Origin of the sequence: Sneathia sanguinegens (assembly GCF_001517935.1) — a bacterium.
GTDB classification, from domain to species: domain Bacteria; phylum Fusobacteriota; class Fusobacteriia; order Fusobacteriales; family Leptotrichiaceae; genus Sneathia; species Sneathia sanguinegens.
Genome location: NZ_LOQF01000021.1, coordinates 1 through 1,703 on the forward strand (window position 1 = coordinate 1; position 1,703 = coordinate 1,703).

The 1,703-nt window shown below is 45.5% G+C and carries 1 rRNA gene; it reads left to right on the forward strand.

Features of this window, described 5'->3' with window-relative positions:
• Positions 1 to 147: 147 nt before the first annotated feature.
• A 16S ribosomal RNA gene (locus tag AWT65_RS06220) occupies positions 148 to 1,662 on the forward strand.
• Positions 1,663 to 1,703 lie beyond the last annotated feature (41 nt).

The following is a 1,703-nucleotide window of genomic DNA, read 5'->3' on the forward strand; positions in this document are numbered from 1 at the left end:
AAAAAAAACGAAAAAAAGATATTGACAAAGGAGTATAAATTTGGTAATATAGTGATTGTCAATAAAGACGAGGACACTAAGAAAAGAAAAGCAAACAAGATGTTAAGAAAAGACAAAAAAGGTGAAAAGAATATCGAAAGATAGATAAGAACGAAGAGTTTGATCCTGGCTCAGGATAAACGCTGACAGAATGCTTAACACATGCAAGTCGATGATGGGAGCTAGCTTGCTAGAAGAAGTCATGGCGGACGGGTGAGTAACGTGTAAAGAACTTACCATATAGACTGGGATAACAGAGGGAAACTTCTGATAATACTGGATAAGTTAGTAGTAGCATTACTAAGTAATGAAAGGTAGCAATACGCTATATGAGAGCTTTGCATCCTATTAGCTAGTTGGTGGGGTAAAAGCCTACCAAGGCGATGATAGGTAGCCGGCCTGAGAGGGTGGACGGCCACAAGGGGACTGAGATACGGCCCTTACTCCTACGGGAGGCAGCAGTGGGGAATATTGGACAATGGAGGCAACTCTGATCCAGCAATTCTGTGTGTGTGAAGAAGGTTTTAGGACTGTAAAACACTTTTAGTAGGGAAGAAAGAAATGACGGTACCTACAGAAGAAGCGACGGCTAAATACGTGCCAGCAGCCGCGGTAATACGTATGTCGCGAGCGTTATCCGGAATTATTGGGCTTAAAGGGCATCTAGGCGGTTAAACAAGTTGAAGGTGAAAACCTGTGGCTCAACCATAGGCTTGCCTACAAAACTGTATAACTAGAGTACTGGAAAGGTGGGTGGAACTACACGAGTAGAGGTGAAATTCGTAGATATGTGTAGGAATGCCGATGATGAAGATAACTCACTGGACAGCAACTGACGCTGAAGTGCGAAAGCTAGGGGAGCAAACAGGATTAGATACCCTGGTAGTCCTAGCTGTAAACGATGATCACTGGGTGTGGGGATTCGAAGTCTCTGTGCCGAAGCAAAAGCGATAAGTGATCCGCCTGGGGAGTACGTTCGCAAGAATGAAACTCAAAGGAATTGACGGGGACCCGCACAAGTGGTGGAGCATGTGGTTTAATTCGACGCAACGCGAGGAACCTTACCAGATCTTGACATCCTCCGAAGAGCATAGAAGTATGCTTGTGCCTACGGGAACGGAGAGACAGGTGGTGCATGGCTGTCGACAGCTCGTGTTGTGAGATGTTGGGTTAAGTCCCGCAACGAGCGAAACCCCTATCATTAGTTACCATCATTAAGTTGGGGACTCTAATGAAACTGCCTACGAAGAGTAGGAGGAAGGTGGGGATGACGTCAAGTCATCATGCCCCTTATGATCTGGGCTACACACGTGCTACAATGGATAGTACAAAGAGAAGCTTTGTAGCGATACATGGCAAAACTAAGAAAGCTATTCTTAGTTCGGATTGAAGTCTGCAACTCGACTTCATGAAGTTGGAATCACTAGTAATCGTGAATCAGCAATGTCACGGTGAATACGTTCTCGGGTCTTGTACACACCGCCCGTCACACCACGAGAGTTGTTTGCACCTGAAATTACTGGCCTAACTGCAAAGGGGGAGGTACTGAAGGTGTGGATAGCGATTGGGGTGAAGTCGTAACAAGGTATCCGTACCGGAAGGTGCGGATGGATCACCTCCTTTCTAAGGAGAAACAAGAACACTTGTTTGCTAATCTTTGTGTT